Annotated in this window: 11 protein-coding genes; 3 read left to right on the top strand and 8 right to left on the bottom strand. The window is 44.2% G+C overall.

Features of this window, described 5'->3' with window-relative positions:
• Positions 1–148 precede the first annotated feature (148 nt).
• From lepA to J5566_RS07375, 8 genes are all read right to left on the bottom strand, one after another.
• Positions 149–1,981, bottom strand: a complete 1,833-nt coding sequence (gene lepA, locus J5566_RS07410) for a translation elongation factor 4 (RefSeq protein ID WP_208562738.1) — start codon at positions 1,979–1,981, stop codon at positions 149–151.
• 95 nt (positions 1,982–2,076) lie between these two features.
• Positions 2,077–2,490, bottom strand: a complete 414-nt coding sequence (gene ndk, locus J5566_RS07405) for a nucleoside-diphosphate kinase (RefSeq protein ID WP_208562737.1) — start codon at positions 2,488–2,490, stop codon at positions 2,077–2,079.
• 11 nt (positions 2,491–2,501) lie between these two features.
• A complete protein-coding gene (gene addA / locus J5566_RS07400; protein WP_208562736.1) occupies positions 2,502–6,149 on the bottom strand; it encodes a helicase-exonuclease AddAB subunit AddA in 3,648 nt (1,215 codons plus the stop codon).
• Entirely contained in the window at positions 6,149–9,415 is a 3,267-nt protein-coding gene (rexB, locus tag J5566_RS07395) for an ATP-dependent nuclease subunit B (protein ID WP_208562735.1), read from the bottom strand. Before rexB ends, addA begins: the two co-directional genes overlap by 1 nt.
• Before the next feature lie 81 nt (positions 9,416–9,496).
• Positions 9,497–11,770 carry a DNA helicase PcrA gene (gene pcrA / locus J5566_RS07390; RefSeq protein WP_208562734.1) on the bottom strand — a complete coding sequence of 758 codons (2,274 nt, stop codon included), beginning with the start codon at positions 11,768–11,770 and terminating at the stop codon, positions 9,497–9,499.
• A gap of 139 nt (positions 11,771–11,909) precedes the next feature.
• On the bottom strand, positions 11,910–13,277 hold the full coding sequence (nox, locus tag J5566_RS07385) for a H2O-forming NADH oxidase (RefSeq protein ID WP_208562733.1): 1,368 nt from the start codon (positions 13,275–13,277) through the stop codon (positions 11,910–11,912).
• A gap of 171 nt (positions 13,278–13,448) precedes the next feature.
• Complete coding sequence (locus J5566_RS07380) at positions 13,449–16,133, bottom strand: glycoside hydrolase family 3 N-terminal domain-containing protein (protein WP_208562732.1); 2,685 nt, start codon at positions 16,131–16,133, stop codon at positions 13,449–13,451.
• A gap of 59 nt (positions 16,134–16,192) precedes the next feature.
• Entirely contained in the window at positions 16,193–16,627 is a 435-nt protein-coding gene (locus J5566_RS07375; RefSeq protein WP_208562731.1) for a hypothetical protein, read from the bottom strand.
• A 168-nt stretch (positions 16,628–16,795) separates the two neighbouring features.
• On the opposite strand from J5566_RS07375, the gene J5566_RS07370 reads away from it, so the two are divergent.
• The 3 genes from J5566_RS07370 (at position 16,796) to J5566_RS07360 (ending at position 19,370) form a co-directional block, all read left to right on the top strand.
• On the top strand, positions 16,796–17,611 hold the full coding sequence (locus tag J5566_RS07370; RefSeq protein ID WP_208562730.1) for a Cof-type HAD-IIB family hydrolase: 816 nt from the start codon (positions 16,796–16,798) through the stop codon (positions 17,609–17,611).
• 9 nt (positions 17,612–17,620) lie between these two features.
• Positions 17,621–18,841 carry a peptidase T gene (pepT, locus tag J5566_RS07365; RefSeq protein WP_208562729.1) on the top strand — a complete coding sequence of 407 codons (1,221 nt, stop codon included), beginning with the start codon at positions 17,621–17,623 and terminating at the stop codon, positions 18,839–18,841.
• A 127-nt stretch (positions 18,842–18,968) separates the two neighbouring features.
• Positions 18,969–19,370: a DUF5684 domain-containing protein gene (locus J5566_RS07360; RefSeq protein ID WP_208562728.1), complete on the top strand. Its 402-nt coding sequence runs from the start codon at positions 18,969–18,971 to the stop codon at positions 19,368–19,370.
• The last annotated feature ends 4 nt before the right edge of the window (positions 19,371–19,374 follow it).

The raw sequence follows: 19,374 nt of genomic DNA, 5'->3' as shown, positions 1-19,374 counted from the left end.
AAGACCTCTTTAAAAGTCTCGTGACGATTCGAGATAGTTGGCTTGAACAAAGTGAAAGCCAGCGTCTCTAGGCGCTGGCTTGTGATATGGGCTAAAAGGCCTTGTTCAAACCACTCGTTTGACGAGTGGTGCTGATTTCCGAAGAGTTTTATTTCTTATCATCTTCATCCATGCTGAGGACGCTGAGGAAGGCTTCTTGTGGGACTTCGACAGAACCGATAGCTTTCATTCGTTTTTTACCGGCTTTTTGTTTTTCTAGGAGTTTGCGTTTACGGGAAACGTCACCACCATAACACTTGGCCAAAACGTTTTTGCGAAGGGCTTTGATATCGCTACGGGCAACAATTTTCTGACCGATAGCTGCCTGGATTGGGACTTCAAACTGCTGACGAGGGATGATTTTCTTGAGCTTGTCCACGATAATTTTCCCACGTTCGTAGGCAAATTCCTTGTGGACGATAAAGCTGAGGGCATCGACCTTGTCGCCATTGAGGAGAATGTCCATTTTCACCAACTTAGATGAACGGTATTCCGAAATCTCATAGTCGAAGCTAGCATAGCCTCGAGTAGAAGATTTGAGCTTGTCAAAGAAATCAAAGACAATCTCAGCTAGTGGAATTTGGTAGATGACATTGACACGGTTATCATCGATGTAATCCATGGTCACAAAATCACCGCGTTTCCGCTGGGCCAATTCCATAACTGCACCGACATATTCCTGCGGTACCATGATTTGTGCTTTAACGTAAGGCTCTTCGATAGTGGCAATTTTGGTTGGGTCTGGAAACTCTGAAGGGTTGGCTACATCAATCATTTCACCGTCTGTCATATTGACATGGTAGACTACCGACGGTGCTGTCATGATGAGGTCAATGTTAAACTCCCGCTCAATCCGTTCTTGGATAACATCCATGTGTAATAGGCCTAAGAAGCCACAACGGAAACCAAATCCGAGAGCCTGCGAGGTTTCTGGCTCAAACTGCAAGCTGGCATCGTTGAGTTGGAGTTTTTCCAAGGCTTCACGGAGGTCATTGTACTTGTTGGAATCGATTGGATAGATACCTGCAAAGACCATTGGGTTCATCTGCTTGTATCCTGCAAGTGGCTCGCTGGCAGGGTTTTCAGCCAAGGTCACTGTATCACCGACACGGGTGTCAGCAACTGTCTTAATAGAGGCTGCAATGTAACCTACATCACCAGTCGCCAAGTAATCACGACCGATTGCTTTTGGTGTGAAGATACCCACTTCCGTCACATCAAAGGTCTTGCCATTGCTCATCATCTGAATGGTATCGCCTGGTTTTACCACCCCATTGACGATACGAACTTGCAGGATAACGCCTCGATAAGGATCGTAAACCGAGTCAAAAATCAAGGCTTGTAGCGGAGCTGCCACATCCCCAGTCGGTGCTGGAACTTTCTCGACAATCTGCTCCAAGATTTCCTCGATACCAATACCAGCCTTGGCTGATGTAAGAACTGCTTCAGAAGCATCCAAACCAATCACATCTTCGATTTCCTGACGAACACGTTCAGGATCCGCTGCTGGCAGGTCAATCTTGTTGATGATCGGCAGGATTTCCAAGTCATTGTCCAAAGCCAGATAAACGTTGGCCAAGGTCTGTGCTTCAATCCCTTGAGCCGCATCCACCACCAAAATCGCACCTTCACAGGCAGCTAGGGAACGCGATACCTCATAGGTAAAGTCTACGTGTCCAGGCGTGTCAATCAAGTGGAAAATGTAAGTTTCACCATCTTTGGCCTTGTAATTGAGCTGAACAGCATTTAACTTAATGGTAATCCCACGCTCACGCTCCAAGTCCATACTGTCAAGCAACTGAGCCTGCATCTCACGGCTAGAAACTGTTTCTGTTTTCTCAAGAATACGGTCAGCCAGAGTTGATTTCCCATGGTCAATATGGGCAATAATGGAGAAATTACGAATCTTCTCCTGACGTTGTTTCAATTCTTCTAAATTCATGATTCTTCCTCTACAAGGGTATTACTCTTCATTATATCAGATTTAGTGATAATTTTCCATAAGAAAAACACCTAGAAAACTAGGTGTCTGCTCTGCTATTTTCCCAGCCAAAGACCAATCTCACGTTCGACTGCTTCTGCACTATCTGAGCCGTGAACGACATTGGCAACAATACCATCAACCGGTGCTGTTGCAAAATCTCCACGAATAGTTCCTGGCAAAGCATTGACTGGATTGGTTGCACCCATCATATCTCGCCAAGATTTGATAACCTCTGGTCCAGTTAGAATTCCTGCAATCACAGGTCCACTTGTCATATACTGAACCAAAAGTGGAAAGAATGGTTTGTCTGCCAAATGTTCGTAATGCTGCGCAATCAACTCTGGACTGGCAGTCATCATGCTAAGGGCTTCTAATTTAAAGCCACGTCGCTCGATTCGTTCAATCACCTGACCAACTAAGCCACGCGCAACTGCATCAGGCTTTATGATAAAAAATGTCCGTTCCATCTTTTCCCCCTTTAAAAAACATGAACAACTTGAATCGTTTCTCCACCCAACAAAATCAAATGACAGTCAACTCGCTCTATCTTGTAGGCTTTTTTTAATGCCTCGGCATAGAGTTGCATCTGTGAGTAATAGCGTTCCCGTAAAAGACTCGGCTGATCATACTGGTCTGTCTTATAATCAAAGAGGACAATATAATCATCATACAGTAGGTAGCCATCGATAATCCCACGAAGGACAAAGTTTTCCTGGGATACAGGATCTGTCTGAAAACTTGCAAATGGAGCTTCTCGGTGGAGTTTGTCCGTATTGGCTAGAATTTCTCTTCCTAAGTCTGTATCAAAGAAATCTAAAATCATCTGAACATTGATTTTGTCTTTAACCGCTTGCTCAGCATGAACAGCTTCTAGGGCTGCTCTTACCGTATCTTCTGTCACCAACCAAGACAGATCCAAACGTTGCATAAGTTCATGCACTGCTGAACCAACTTGGGCTCCAGTGATTTTTGGTTTCTTGGAGAAATCTGGCAAGTTGAAGGTCCGTTTGGGCTGGTATTTTTCCATAACTTCCATGCCTTCCTGTTCCAAAATAGGCTCATAGAGTTTCTTGATCTGACTTGGAGTTCGTAAACTTGGTAATTCTATAGCAGCCTTATAGCGTTCGTTCAACTCCTGGACAGAAGACAACTGGTCCAAGGCCTGGGCGATGTCTTCTGATTGACGAATATCTTTAAGGCTGGCGTTTTCTAGCTTACTCTTCAATGTCAGTTTACCAATCTTCTCCTCTGTCAAATCCTCGTCCGTTACAAAGACTTTCTTGAAGCGTAAGTCTTCTCCTGAAAAAGCCTCATCAATGGCTAGAATCCAGTCTTGGAAGGTCGCCATGCTTTCACGAGTTGATTGGGCAAGTACGCCATCTTCTTTCTTACCATCGTATTTTTCAGCTAACTTGTCAGCATTACCCTTTCCAACCAGATACAGCTTCTTCTCGGCACGCGTTAGTGCAACATAAAGCAACCGCATTTGTTCTGAAAGATTAGCAATTTTTAGCTCTTGGAGATTAGTTTGATAAGGGAGGGTGTTCATTAAGACTCGCACCTGAGGCAATGGGCTATTTACCTTATCTTTCATATCCGCTAAATATTGGATACCTAGACCATTTTTCCGGCTGATAATGACTGACTGGTAATGGTCTTCCAAGTTGAATCGCTTATCGATGTTCATGAGGAAGACATATTTGAACTCCAGCCCTTTTGACTTATGGATGGTCATCAGCTGAACAGCATTTTGCGGTAGAAACTCTTGGACATCTGCCAAGTCCTTTTCATTTGCTAAGGCACGGTCAATCATGGCGATGAAGCGGGACAAGCCCTTGTAGCCTGTTTTTTCAAACTGGTTGGCACGCAGACCAAGTGCGTATAGATTGGCCTGAGGCTTACTGCCATTTGGAAGAGCACCGACATAGTCATAGTAGAATTTTTCATTGAAAATCTTCCATATCAAATCATAGATAGAATGCAGTTTGGCATAGGCACGCCAGTTTTCTAAGATAGACAAGAAATCCTTGACTTTCTTCTTCAACTTTTCTGACATCAGTTCAGGATGTTGCCCACTTGCTTGCTGGGCTAATTCCATTTTTTGGTAAAAGAAACCTGTCCCATCCTGCAAGGAAATCCGTGTCAGCTCATCCTCATCGAATCGGAACATAGGTGATTTAAGCAGGGCAACCAAGGCATAGTCATTGAGTGGATTATTGATAACCCGCAAGGTATCCAGCATAATCATGACTTCTAAAGATTGCAGATAGGAGGCTGCTCCACCATCTGCCACAATTGGAATCCCATATTTTTCAAAAATGGACATAATGAGGTCATTGTGCGTCCGCTTTTGTACCAAGAGAGTGATGTCCTTAAAGTCTGCTCCTTCTTCATTGTGAAGACGAATAATCTCTTTTGCAACGACTTCAATTTCACCAGCAGTCAGAGGAGTTTCCTCCTCAGCATCCGTTGAAGAATGTGCGCTCTCCTGCTGGTCGTAAATGAAGTATTCCATCTCATGCTTGGGCTGGGCAATTTTTTGACCAGGACTACCAGCCACTAGACTGTGGGTGTCGTCATACTTGATTTCCCCGACTTGACGGTCCATCAGGCGCGTGAAAATAGTATTTGTTGCCTCCAAGACCTCAATCTGACTACGGAAGTTTTCCTTGAGCAAAATCAATTTTCCAACCTGAGGATTTGCCTGATACAGTTCAAATTTCTCTTGGAAAATCATCGGATCCGCCTGGCGGAATCGATAGATGGACTGCTTAATGTCGCCTACCATAAAGCGGTTGTGACCATTTGACAACAAGTCCAACATCCGCTCTTGGCTATGGTTGTTATCCTGGTACTCGTCCACCATGACTTCGTGGTATTTTTCTTGGAAAAACTGGCGGATGTCCGCATTTTCTTCTAAAATACGAATAGCGAAATGCCCAATATCGCCAAATTCAAAAGCTGCTTCCTTGATTTTGACATCCAGATAAGCCTGCGAAAAATCCAAGACAAAGTCACGTAATAATACAAGCAGTGGCAAAGCTTGAACCTGATAATCTTTCAGCAGGGTTAATTCATAAACTTCCTGACCCAAATCTCGTAGTCCCGAGATAAGCTGGCTCTTGCCAGCATTGTATTCTTCTTTAAAGGCTATCAAATGCTCATCTTTTGGTCGATTGGCATTGGTCAGGCCTTTTCCTCTGGACTGGTCGTTGATAAGAAGGACTTTTTCAACCCGTTCCATCAAGTCCTTCCGGTCCAAACTATCTAAACCTGTCAGCAAATCCAAGACTTCTTCCACATTTGCAAAATACTTGGCGGAACCAAAGTCATTTCTGCCCCATTCTACATGGTAGCGGAAGAAATCTGCAGCTTGATAGAGCTTGTCTAACACTTTTTCCTTAAAGCCTTGCACTAAGATCTGCTCTATACGCTCTTGACTGTACAAATCAGCTTGAACGGCCTGCTCTTTCAGCCATTTAGTTGGACTGCTGGTCGATTGGCTAAAATCATGCACCTGATAGACAACCTGACGAAAACCACTATTATCCTTGCGGTTGCCCGAAAAATTGCGTACCAATTTGCGGAATGTACCATTTTCATCCTCTTCGAGATAATCTGCAAAGAGCTGGTCAAAAACCTCTTTTTTCAGACTCGCTTTTTCTGTCTCATCCTGTAAAATCCGAAACTGTGGAGAAATACCAAGGCTATAACCGTAGGTTGTCACCAATTTCTGCGTAAAAGAGTCCATGGTCCCAATATCCGCCTTGGTCAAATCCGCCAACTGGGCTGACAAATGCCGACGCAAGTTCATATCCATCGTCTCCGCAATGGTTTCATTGAGATTTTTCTCGATCCGCTCCTTCAACTCACCTGCCGCTTTGACTGTAAAGGTCGAGATAAAGAGCTGGTCAATCCCGACGCCACGCTTCAACTTATCTAAAATCCGTTGAACCATGACGAAAGTCTTTCCTGACCCAGCCGATGCAGAGACCAGAACATTCTGACCGTGCGTGTAGATGGCTTCAATCTGCTCAGGTGTGCGTTTTTGTTGCTTATCAGAATTGGCTTCCGCCAGCTGCACAGCCTTGATTTCTTCCACGCTTAAAAATTCTTCAAAAGCCATTAGTCCTGACCTCCTTTCATTCGTTCCATCCAATCTTGACGCTTGGCCTCTTTGACCAACCGCCGTGCCATGCCCATGTGCCGATCCGCCTCAAAACCAGTGATTGCCTTCAGCTGCTCACCTGCCACCGAACGCCCATCTTTGGTATAAGGGTTAATAGCAAAGCGACCATCCAGGATGTCCTTGGCAGCTTGTTTGTATAGTTCTTGGTTGTGGTTCAATAAAACCGCAAACTCATCTTCCGTGTAGAGTTGGTTACGAGTCTGATAAAAATGATTGAGCCCCAGACTTTCCTCCTTCAAGAAAAGCCCCTTGTAAACCAAGCTAGTATTGGCAGCTCCTTCTAGCTGTTCTAAATTCTTCGTGTCTTTTAATTTGATAATCGGATCCTGCAAATGCAAATACATAGCTCCAAAAACAGGTTTATCCTTGGTTTCATCCAGCTCTTGTAAGGCTGCCAAGTAGGTCACCAACTGAGGTTTGAGACCATTGTAAAAATCCCCAACTGAAAAAGATTGGTCGCTGGACTTGTAATCCACAACACCTACAGCCTGATTGATTTGCAAGGTATCCAAGCGGTCAATGGTACCATTTACATGCACACTCTTGCCATTTTGAAGGTCAAAAACCAGCGCCTTATCCTGACGGAAACTCTTTTCCTGACCATCAATTTCAACCAAATCATTATCCCGCAAAATAGTCGCACTGGAACGAGCAATCTTATCCAGCACCTCCTCCGTATAACGAGCATCCGCATCCTGGTTATAAAACATAGCAAATTCTGCCTCGTCACGCGTACGCAGGATGGCCTTGTCCACTTTTTGATCAAAATCTAGCTCAGATTGGTCCATGACCACTCGTTCAAAAATCCGATGCAAGAACAAACCATGCTGAAAGGCAGTCGGATGGATGGATTCCTGTTCTCGCAAGAGAAGAACATTACGGACAAAGTAAAGATACTGGTTATTGTAGAAATTGGTCAAGCTGGATGCTGAAAGATTGAGCGGCTTATCCTCTGGATAGAGAGCAGCCAAGGTATCATCTGAAAGTTGTTTGGAAGCAATATCACCAGTAATGGTCGGAATTTCAATGCCTTGCGACTCCAATTTCTTCTTCAAATGGCGAACCAAGACTGTCCAGAAGGCCGTCTGCCCTTCCCATTCTTCATTATCAAGAGAGGGTCTTTCTGACTCAATCAAACGGGATAAGAGACTCTTGTAGTGACCGATGTCTTGCGGACTAAGACTTTTAATCCGACCACGTTCTTCGGATTTCAGCCCCATTTTTTGGAGAATCTTGATATAAGGGGAGAGACTATCTTCACCTTCGTTATAAATCTGAGGTGTGGAAATAACTAACTGTTCCGTCGCAGCATTAAGCAGTGACATCATGGCAGCATGGTTCTTCTTGATATTCTCTCGGCTGACCAAATCGAAACGTGAGGAACTAGCCGAGACAAGATTGACTTTTTCCATCTCTTCTTCTGTCAATAGACTGGTATTCTTGGCAACTTTTGGAAAATTGGACTGGCCCATTCCGATAGCATAAACATACTTTGCAGTGTGCGGCTCAATCAAATCATAGGATTTGACATTGACCACATCAACCGTTGCAGGAACGGTGCGATAGTGACTGGTCTGCATGCCTGCTTGAAGGAGGGCTAAAAAGTCGTCCAAGCTCAACTTTTCCTGAGCAAAGAGTTGATGGAAGGTCTCTAGCACATGACAGAAACTTTTCCAGACCTGCTCTTCTTTTTCTTGCTCTACTTCGTTCAAATTTAGAGACATTTTTTCCATATTTTTTGGAAGCTCAATCGCCTCCAAGAATGCTGCGAATTTTTCAAGCAAGGCAGCACCAGATTGGGGACCTACCTTAAACAGCTGGTTCAAAGGCTCCATAATCTTAGCACGTAGAGGTTCCAAGACATTCAAATCATAGACAAGCCTTTTCTCCTTAATGACTTCAGCGTCATAGTCCGCTCTGCCATTGACCCCAAAAGTCCTCGAAAAAGTAGCCTGCCCCTTCATATCTGCAAAGAGGATGTAAGACTCAAATAGGTCCAGCTCCTTTTGGGAAATGCTGGCGTACAAACCAGATTTGAGGAGATTGAGCAGGTCTTCCGCTCGGAAACGATAGCGGCGCAAACGTTCCAAGGACTCCACAAAATGGACCAGGGGATGATGACTCATCTCCTCTGCCTTGCCGAAATAGTAAGGAATGTCATACTTGTCAAAAATCTTGCCAATCTGCAACTTGTAGCTATCCACATCACCCAAGAGCAACAAAATGTCTTTATAGCGAGCCCCTTGATGCACATGCTGACGAATGGCAGTCGCAACCTGCTCCACCTCTTCTTTTTGGTTAACAACCTCCCATAGCTGGATTTTTTCTTGGTCTGCTGGAGTCAAGTCTATCATGGTCCCGCTGTAGTCATAAATCGACTCCATATTCTTTGAAAATTTACCAATACTGTCCAGTTCAGGTTCTAAACCAATATATGAAATCTTTGTCTGGAATTGGGCTGATAACTGTCGCAAAAAGTCAACATTAGCTTGATAAACATTTCCTTCAATATAGGTCGCATTTACAGCTTTCTTGCTGGAATAGGCACCAATTAGAATTTCTGCTACACGACTGTTTAAGGCTGCTACAAAAGCTTCTTCTTCTGCTGAAAAACGTGAAAAACCATCGACAATCAATACCATTTCTTTCAACTGCTGGTCCAATTGTCCTGACTCGATGACTTCTCTCAACTGTGCCAACCTTGTCTGGTGTTCATACCCTTCTTTGGACAAAATTTCAGTCACAGATAGGAAAATCTTTACCAAGTCTGCCTGTTTATCTGGAGATTCCATTGCCTCCAGGTCTAAAATGGACATATTTGCCCGTTGCAACTCTTTGTATAAAGTGACCAACTGTTGAACGAAGCCAAAATCCTTCTGCAGCCGACCATAAACCCTTAATTCCCCTTCTTGAAACTGTGACAAGACACGAAAGAATACCATGGCTAGTCCCAGGTCATCAATGCTGTGCCTTTCCTCGCTATCGTTGATAACCAAATATCGAGCCAGCTGGGCAAACCGCGTCACCATAATAGCAAACGAAGCTCCCTCTTCCAGATGGGATAAAACCGCTCGCTCCTTCTCAAAAGACAGGGAGTTTGGAGCTATGTAGAAAACCCGATAGCCTTTATTTGCATAGGCTTGAGCTTCTTCCGTCAAGAGTTGGGTCAAATTATTTCGAATACTTGTGTAATATAATTTCATACGCCACTTCCTAAAAAATATCCTCTTTTTATTATATCAAAAATCAGAAAAAAACTGCCCAATCAGATGGACAGTTAGCTCTTATTCGCCCTTCTCAATCGGTGCCAGGCTAGCCAACACTTTTTTGAGACCCATTTCTGGGAAGTTGATTTTGAGTTCTTGATTGGTCCCTGTACCTGACACTTCTAGGACGGTTCCTCTCCCCCACTTCTTATGAACGGCAATATCTCCAACTGACCAGTTGGTCGCTGGATTGGCGGAAGTTTGACCAAATGGTAAGTCCCCACCTAGAGTACGGTTGGGCTGGACAGAGGATTTACGACTTTGAAGGGCCTGCTGCAAGCTCATACCTTGGCCAAACTGAGTCGCTCTGCCATTGACATAAGACGCCTTAAAGCTGGTATTGGCAGGACGGGCAAGCCCTTGGTAGTCGAGGAGGTCGCTGGAAATCTCCCGGATGAAGCGACTAGGTTGGTTGTAGTTGGTGCGGCCAAAGAGCAAGCGAGAGTTGGCATTGGTCAGATAGAGAACCTGCTCGGCACGGGTGATGCCCACGTAGGCCAGGCGGCGTTCCTCTTCCAACTCAGCTTCCTCTTCTGAAGCACGGCTGAGCGGAAAGACATTTTCCTCCATACCAATCAGGAAGACAATGGGAAACTCCAATCCCTTGGCAGCGTGGAGGGTCATGAGGGTGACTTCCGATGTCTCACGGCTATCATCGTCCGTGTCCGCAATCAAGGCTAGATCATTTAGGAAGCGACTAAGGGCTTCAAGTCCTGTTTCTTCTTCCTCGCTCCCCTTTTCATCAAAGTTTTTGGTAACAGACAGGAATTCCTGAATGTTTTCGATACGGGCATTGGCCTCAATCGTCCCCTGAATAGCAAGGGCGTTGAGGTAGCCAGACTGGTTGAGGACAGCCTCAACCAAGTCGGTCACAGTCAAGCTATCCAAGCGGTCTCGCAGATTGTAAATCAAGGTGGAGAAATCCCAAACTGCCTGAGCAGCCTTGCCCTTGATACCTGACAGCATGATATGCTGGCTGGCTTCTAACAGGGACATATCCTGCATGGTAGCAAAGTCACGAATTTTGTCAACCGTACCAGGTCCTACCCCACGTTTTGGCTCGTTGACCACACGCTCAAATGAGATATTGTCAGACGGGTTGGCGATGAGGTTAAGGTAGGAAATGACATCGCGGATTTCCTTACGGCTGTAGAACTTGGTGCCACCGACCATGGTATATGGGATATTAGATTTAAGTAGGGCTTCCTCAATGGTACGTGACTGGGCATTGGTCCGATAAAGGACGGCAAAGTCCTTATAAGTCTTGCCTGACCGCACCAACTGGTCAATCTGACCGGCTACGTAAATAGCCTCGTCATTTTCATCACTGGCCTTGTAGTAGGTGATTTTTTCCCCTTCCGCATTTTGCGTCCAGAGTTTCTTAGGACGGCGGTTACGGTTGTTCTCGATGACTTCATTGGCAGCCTGCAAGACAGTCTTGGTGGAGCGATAGTTCTCCTCCAAAAGAACGACCTTGCTCTCAGGATAGTCCTTTTCAAAGTCAAGGATATTTTGCATATCCGCACCACGCCAGCCGTAGATCGACTGGTCTGCATCCCCGACCACACAGATATTCTTGAAACGCGATGCCAGGAGCTTGACTAATTGGTACTGGGCATGGTTGGTATCCTGATACTCATCGACATGGATGTACTGGTACTTCTGCTGGTAATAGGTCAGGACCTCTGGATTTTGGTCAAAAAGGCGGAGCGTGAGCATGATCAGGTCATCAAAGTCAAGAGCCTCTGACTGCCGCAGTTCTTTCTGGTAAGCCTTGTAGCATTTTGAAACAATCTGCGTGTAAAGGTCGCCCGCTTGGGCTTCGTAGGCGATATCATCAATCAAGTCGTTCTTGGCATTGGAAATGGTAGCTAAAATGGTCCGTTCGCTCCATTTTTTAGGGTCCAGATCGAGCTGTTTGAGGATACGTTTCATCAGTGTCCGTTGCTCACCAGGATCCACAATCGTAAAATTGCGATTGTAACCAATATGGTCGGCATCACGGCGTAAAATACGGACACACATGGAGTGGAAGGTCGCAATCAAGCTATCTTGAGTTGCTGGATTGAGTGCATAGGCCCGCTCCTTCATCTCACGTGCCGCTTTATTGGTGAAGGTAATGGCCAAAATATTCCAAGGATTGACCATTTTCTCATCAATCAAGTAAGCGATGCGGTGAGTCAAGACACGGGTTTTCCCCGAGCCAGCTCCTGCCATAATCAATAGCGGACCTTCCGTCGTCTGTACCGCTTCTGCCTGTCTGTCATTCATTCCGTTTAATAATGGGTTCATATTCTCATACTTTCTCTAAAACTTCATACTCTCCATTATACCAAAAAATCGATTAAAAAGTAGTCCAGCAATGTAGAACAAAATTTCTCAACAAAAAAGCCCAGAGAAATCTCTGAGCCTTAGATATTCATCGAATAGATTATTCAGCACCCAAAGCAGCTACTGTGATGTAGTTGTATGGTTTGTTGAAGTGTGGCAAGAAGAACAAGTCTGTCAATGCCAATTTTTCGATTGTTACGCCTTCTTGGATTGCCAATGAGAAGAGGTGGATACCCAATGAGATATCTTCACGAGCTGCCATTTGCGCACCAAGGATACGACGTGAATCTTTATCGTAAACGATCTTGATAGTTACTGGGAAGTTACCATGCTCCATGAATTCTGGTTTTTGGTTGTCAGTTACTTCAGCAACAGCTGCATTCAAACCAAGACGAGTAGCTTTTTCAAGTGTCAAACCTGTTGATACAAGGTTAAGACCATAGATAGAGATACCGTTAGAACCTTGTACACCGATACCTTCAAGGTCAGTACCACAGATGTTGTGAGCTGCTACGATACCAGTACGTACGGCGTTTGAAGCCAATGCGATGTAGCTTGTGTCGCCAGTAGCGTTGTCGTAGATAGTTGCACAGTCACCGATAGCGTAAACGCCTGGGATTGAAGTTTCTTGGCGTTTGTTTACAAGGAAGGCACCATTGCGGAAGCGCTCGATTCCTTCACCTGCAAATGCAGTGTTTGGACGGAAACCAACAGCCAAGATAACCATGTCAACATCGTATTCGTTCTTGTCAGTGATGATTTTCTCAACTTTGCCATCACCAGCAACTTCTTGAACAGTTTCACCAAAGGCAAGTTTGATACCGTTGTCTTCCATGTTTTTAGCCATAAGGTCTGACAAGTCGCGGTCATAGTAACCAGCCAAACATGTGTCTACAACGTCGATAAGGATAACTTCTTTGCCTTTACGTTGGAATGCTTCTGCAAGCTCAACACCGATGTAACCAGCACCAACTACTGCTACGCGGTTGATGTCTTTGTTTTTCAATTTTTCAATAACATCTGCTGAGTTTTGGTACAATTTAACGAATTGCAAGTTTTCAAGAGTTGCTTCAAATTCAAGAGAACCTTCTTTGATTGCAGCACCTTTGATTGGTGGCAAGATTGGTTGTGAACCTGTCGCAAAGAGAAGTTTGTCGTAAGCTTCAACATGCTCTTGACCGTTTACAAGTGCAGTAACTGTTTTTGCTTCATAGTCGATAGCTGTAACAGGTGACTCCATGTAAACTTTTGCGCCCATGCTTTCCAATTGTTCTTTATCAGAGTAGAAAAGTCCTTCTGGACCAGCAATTTGCTCACCAATCCACAAAGCCATACCACAACCCAAGAATGAGATGTTTGAGTTTTGGTCAAATACAACAATTTCGTTTTCTTGACCATAATTTGTCAACATAGTTTTGATTGCGGCAGTACCTGCGTGGTTAGCACCGACAACAACGATTTTAGACATAAGTAAAATCTCACTTTCAAAATAAATATTTTTTTACATCATCCATTATACTGGATTTTGATACCGATTTCAAAATTTACGCTCAAATTTTCACAATTTTTTTCTTTGGGCTGATTTCCCTTTTTTCATAATGTGAGTTAACAGCCAGTTTATCAAGGGGTTAGCCTGATTTTAAACCTCTCTTCTCCCCTTATAAGCCAAGGCCAACAAGCCCAGTCCTAATCCAAGAATCAAACTAGCCTGATCAGATACTTGACCTGTACTTGGTAACTGTTTCGAACTTGTTTCTTCTTTCTTATTGGCAAGTGGTTGGATGACTGGTTTTGTATCCAGCTCTTTCTTGTCAGCTCCGCCTTCAGTTGGCTGCGTTGGCTCTTTGGTGTCATCTGTTGCTTTCACGACATAGACAGGGCGCAAATCATTGGCTGCTTCTTCAAGGCTGAAGACACGACCAATGGCATCTTGAATGACAATATCTAGGATTGGCTGGGCTTCTCCAAGTTGTGTTCCTACTAAATGAAGCTGTAAATTCCCACTTGCATTGGCTGCACGGTTAAAGATTACATAATCTCCATCGATGATGTAGGTTTCGTGCGGTTGAGCGGTGAAATGCTTGGTATTGATTTGGATCTTGATCGTATGCTCTGCTTTTTCCAAGCCCAAAAGACTATGGTAGTTAAGCAAGGCTGAAAAGGCGGTGTTTTGAGGAACTGACTCAGGTAGACTGACTTCAATCTGTTTTACAGGATCATTATAGAAAAGGCCGTAGTTTATACCATAAGCAATCGCTGTGTCTGATAAGCTTCCGTTTTCAATCATCGGAATATCAACTGGTAGGCGGCCTATATGTTTGAGACCGTTGAAAACAACTTCGACACCTGCTGTGATATTGGGACCAAATGCATTGTCTGGGCGGAGGGATTCTGTTGGATCCATCCCCTTGTTGCCATAGACAGCCAGGATGGCCTTGGCAGCTGGATAGTTTGCCACATCATATGGTTTAGAAATACTCAAGACTGCTGCTTTTTTATTGGTTTCGTTGGCATAAGCTACGACTTCTGTCGGAATTTTTGTTAGCCATACATCTGCCGCAAGCTGAGCTTCTCTACCGATTTCTGAGATGACAATAACATGGCTAGCAGCATCAATTTTTTCTTTGAGCTGATCGATGGTGGATTGATTGTTGTAACGAACAGCTTCAAAGGTGACCGTTTCTGGGATGATCCCATCCGCTTTGAGGCGACGCATTCCCAATTCTAGGCCTGGCAATTCATTGTTGTAAGCTCCAAGAAGTAAGACATGGTCTCCTTCCGTCACCTTAAATGGTAGGATGGTATCGTCATTTTTCACAACGGTTACGGCACTTGCTGCAATCATTCTTTCCAGATCACGGTTGAGCTCTGAACCTACTTGTGCCAAAGCTGTTTCAAGGGATTTATCTTCTGTCTTGAAATTCAGGACCCCTCGTTTTTCCTTGAGAGTCAAAATCCGTTTCACAGATGCATCCAGGCGACTTTCATCTAACTGACCAGACTGGACTGCTACTTCGATCGCATCAATGATTCGATCAATCTTTGCCAAATCCGCCTTGGAACGAAGAACAGTTGGCATGAGGACAATATCCACACCGGCTTGAATCGCCATCAAGGCAGCTTCTGTCTCACCAAAGTTTTTGGCAATAGCATCCATCCCCATGGCATCTGAAATGATTATCCCCTCGTAGCCATATTGGTTTCGGACTAGGCCTGTTAAAATGTCGTCTGACAGGGTTGCTGGAATATAAATTTCTTCTCCAGAATCTTTTGAAATCACCTTGTCTTTTTCAATCTGTGGGTATTGGATATGAGCAGTCATCAGCATATCGACACCATTTTCAACTGCCACTTTGAAAGGCAAGAGTTCCAGAGCATTCAACTGATCATAGGACTTATCAACCAAAGGAAGCCCAGTATGGGAATCCACCGCAGTATCCCCATGTCCTGGGAAATGCTTGGCTGCAACTGCTACATTATAATCTTGAATACCTGACATCATAGCCACACCTAGTCGAGCAACTCTTTCAGGATCAGATGAGAAGGAACGAAGGCCGATAACAGGGTTATTGGGATTATTATTGGTATCCAAAACTGGGGCGAAATCAACGTTGATGCCCAAGGCTGACAGCTCCCGACCAATGATTTCACCTGCTTCTTTAGCAATCTTGGTGCTGTCCGTTGCGCCGATTGCCATGTTGCCAGGAAGAGCTGTTCCTGAACCTAAACGATAAACGATCCCCCCTTCTTGGTCAATCCCAATCAAGAGAGGAATTTTTCCATTATTGGCCTTATTGCTGATAGCTGCATCTTGCAAGGCCTGGGTTAAATGGAAGGTCTGATCTGTCGCCTTAACGTTTTCTGCAAAGAGGATAACACCTCCAAAGTCATACTGATCTATAGCTTCTGCAATCTCGTCATGCACAACTGTAACATCCGTTGCTGCTGCTTCACCTTCTGCCTGCCATTTACGAAAGTCTGGCATCAACATATGAGTGATTTTTTGTCGGACTGTCATATCTGAAATCAGTCCATCTAGATCTTTTTCCTCAGTCGTGGCAATAAGAGGCTCTTCATTGGGCTGTGTCAACTCCTCAGTTGGTGTTTCTGTAACTGGGCTAGAAGAAGGAGCCTCTTCGCTAGTTGCCGCTTCAGGTGCTACATTACTGGATCCACCTGTCTCTGTAACCACAGGTTGACTTTCTATGCTGCTACCAGAACTTGGTTGGTTGACAGAAAGGTCTGTCTCAGCCTTTGCCTCCATAGCTGGGACAAGGGTTGCTACCAGGGCTGCTGCCGCTAGATAGGTTTGGTACTTTTTCATCTATTTTTCCTCCTTTGTTTTAATGATATATTAACATAATTCAAGAAAATTGTAAACGATTACATTTTTGTGTTTTTAACAGTCGGTATCAGGGTAAAATCACTTGTATCATTAACAAAACTGAATATGGGCATGCCTATTCCTGCTTCATGACTCAGGTTTTCAAACAAGGTATTGATAAAAAATTCGATCCATTCTTTACTAGGCTCTTCGGCAGCTTCCTCCTGAGGACGAAACCAAATACCTGAGGCAGGTTTCTTTTGTGTATGACTATAGGCTATGCCTAATTCCATCTCATAGAAATCAAAGGAAGCCATATAGCCTTTAACCTGGTCAGCTGGATCAAAGGAAAAATTCAACTCTTCTGGGATGGCTACTTCTTGAATCATCATTCTCCCTCTTATCGGCCCATTCTTACTTTCAAACTCTTGGAGAATGCCTTCTGATTGTAAACGTTGTTCAACTTGGTGAAATAGGTCTGTTTGGTTTAACATAAAGACTCCTTGATACTTTTTAATTTAGTATATCATTTATATCTATGTTTTTGAAGCTATTAGGGAGACGATTTTTTGTTTTCTTTCTTGAACCTCTTCATCGAATTTCTTTCCCCCCTCCTTTCTAAATTGTGCTATACTAGTCCTAGTAGAAACAAGGAGGTAATTATGATTAAACTGATCGCCCTCGACATGGACGGTACGCTCCTAAACGAGAATAAAGAATTGATGCAGCCGCAGATTGATGCCATCCATAAGGCTGTGGCAGCTGGTGTGACAGTCGTTTTGTGTACAGGCCGTCCCTTGGTTGGCGTTAAGCCTTTCGTAGAGCAACTTGGCTTTGACATCGAAGATGAATATATCATTGTCAATAACGGTTGCTCAACCCATTCAACAAAGGATTGGAAACTGATTGACTGGGAAGAACTGTCTATTGCTGATATTGACTACCTAGCTACCTTTATTGAGAATGACCATGTTCAAATTTCCTTATTTGACGAAGAGGACTACTTTGTTCTTGCCGAAAAAGCAAATGATATGGTCGATTTAGACGCACATTTAGTGGGCATGACTCCTCAACCAATTAATTTGAAGGAAGCCCAATCAGGTCAGCATCGCTTCTTTGAAGCCATGTTCGTCGGTGAAAAAGAGCATATCGATGCCTTTGAAAATCAACACAATCCTGTACTCAGCAAACGCTATTCCACCGTTCGTTCACAGGACTATCTCTTGGAAATTTTGCCAAACGGTGCAAGCAAGGCCACTGGTTTGAAAAAATTGGCAGACCGTCTCGGTATCCTTCCTGAAGAAATCATGGCTATGGGAGATGCCAACAACGACCTGGAAATGATTGAATTTGCTGGTTTAGGAATTGCAATGGGCAACGCCAACGAGCAGGTCAAGGCAATCGCCCAAGACATCACAGACACCAATGAGAACAACGGCGTTGCCAAGGCCATTGAAAAACACATTTTGAACAAATAAGGAGATACTATGAAATACCCAACACTCTTAGACCGTTTTTTAGTCTATGTCAAAGAAAATACTCGCTCAGATGAAAATTCGACAACTACTCCTTCTACCCAAAACCAAGTCGAGTTCGCACAGAATATCCTTCTGCCTGAAATGGAACGCATCGGCTTACAGAATGTTCACTACCTGCCAAATGGTTTTGCAGTGGGAACACTCCCTGCCAACGACCCGAGTTTGACACGTAAGATTGGCTTCATCGCCCACATGGATACGGCGGATTTCAACGCAGAAGGTGTCAACCCGCAGATCATCGAAAACTACGACGGCAAACCGATTGCCTTGGGAACTTCTGGCTATGAATTGCATCCAAAAGACTTCCCACAACTTGCCAACTACCAGGGTCAAACACTGATTACCACAGACGGTACCACCTTGCTGGGTTCTGATGACAAGTCAGGCATTGCCGAAATCATGACGGCTATTGAGTACCTGGTACAAAATCCAGACATCAAACACTGCGAAATCCGTGTCGGCTTTGGTCCTGACGAAGAAATCGGGGTCGGTGCTGACAAGTTTGATGTGGAAGATTTTGATGTGGACTTTGCCTACACCATGGACGGCGGACCGCTGGGCGAACTCCAGTACGAAACCTTCTCAGCAGCTGCTGCCAAGATTGATTTCCTTGGACGCAATGTCCACCCAGGATCTGCCAAGGATCAGATGATTAACGCTTTCCAATTAGCTATTGACTTCCACAATGCCCTTCCAGAAGCAGACCGCCCTGAAAAAACTGAAGGCTATGAAGGCTTCTTCCACTTGATGAACATGGTGGGCAGTGTCGATACTGCTTCTACCACCTATATCATCCGCGACTTTGAGGAAGAGGATTTCCTTGCCCGCAAACAGCTCATGTTAGACATCGCTGAAAAAATGAATGAGGCCTTTGACACTCCACGCGTCATTGTCAACCTGCATGACCAGTACTACAACATGAAGAAAATCATCGAAAAAGACATGACCCCTATCAACATCGCTAAGGACGTCATGGAAAATCTAGGTATCAAGCCACTGATCGAGCCAGTTCGCGGCGGAACAGACGGCTCCAAGATTTCCTTCATGGGCATTCCAACGCCAAATATCTTCGCAGGTGGAGAAAATATGCACGGCCGCTTCGAGTTTGTCAGCCTCGAAACCATGGAAAAAGCCGTTGATGTCATCCTCGGAATCGTTTCTTACAATTAACTTTTCAGTCGATTTTCCCAAGAAAATCGACTTTTTCAGAAAAATTTTCAAAAAAATGCACATTTATATTGTATTATTGAATTAATACTGGTATAATGAAGTCATAAAAGAAAAAGGAGATTCGTTTATGTATTCTGATGAAGCTTTGTTAAATGGCATGTTGATTGGCTTTTGGTTGATCTCCATCGCCGTCACAGTCATTTGGTATCTCTTGACCATTTTTTCAAACATGGTCCTCTTCCGCCGTGCTGGTTATGCAGCTTGGAAGGCCCTGATTCCAATTTATAACCTTTATATCCAACAATGCATCACATTTGGTGAAGAAAAAGGTATCTTTATCCTCTTTATCTTGATTCCAGTTGCTGGTCCACTTTATAGCCTTTATTTGACATACAACTATGGACGTGCCTTCGGCTTATCAACTGTACAGTCCGTCTTCTACCTCTTCTTTACACCATTGATTAATGTTTATATGGCCTTCAAAGAAGCACATAGCTACAAAGGTCCACAAGAGTTCTTCTTGAACTAAGGCT

Source organism: Streptococcus suis, assembly GCF_017601095.1.
Classification (GTDB): domain Bacteria; phylum Bacillota; class Bacilli; order Lactobacillales; family Streptococcaceae; genus Streptococcus; species Streptococcus suis_Z.
This window is presented reverse-complemented; position numbering and strand designations above follow the sequence as displayed.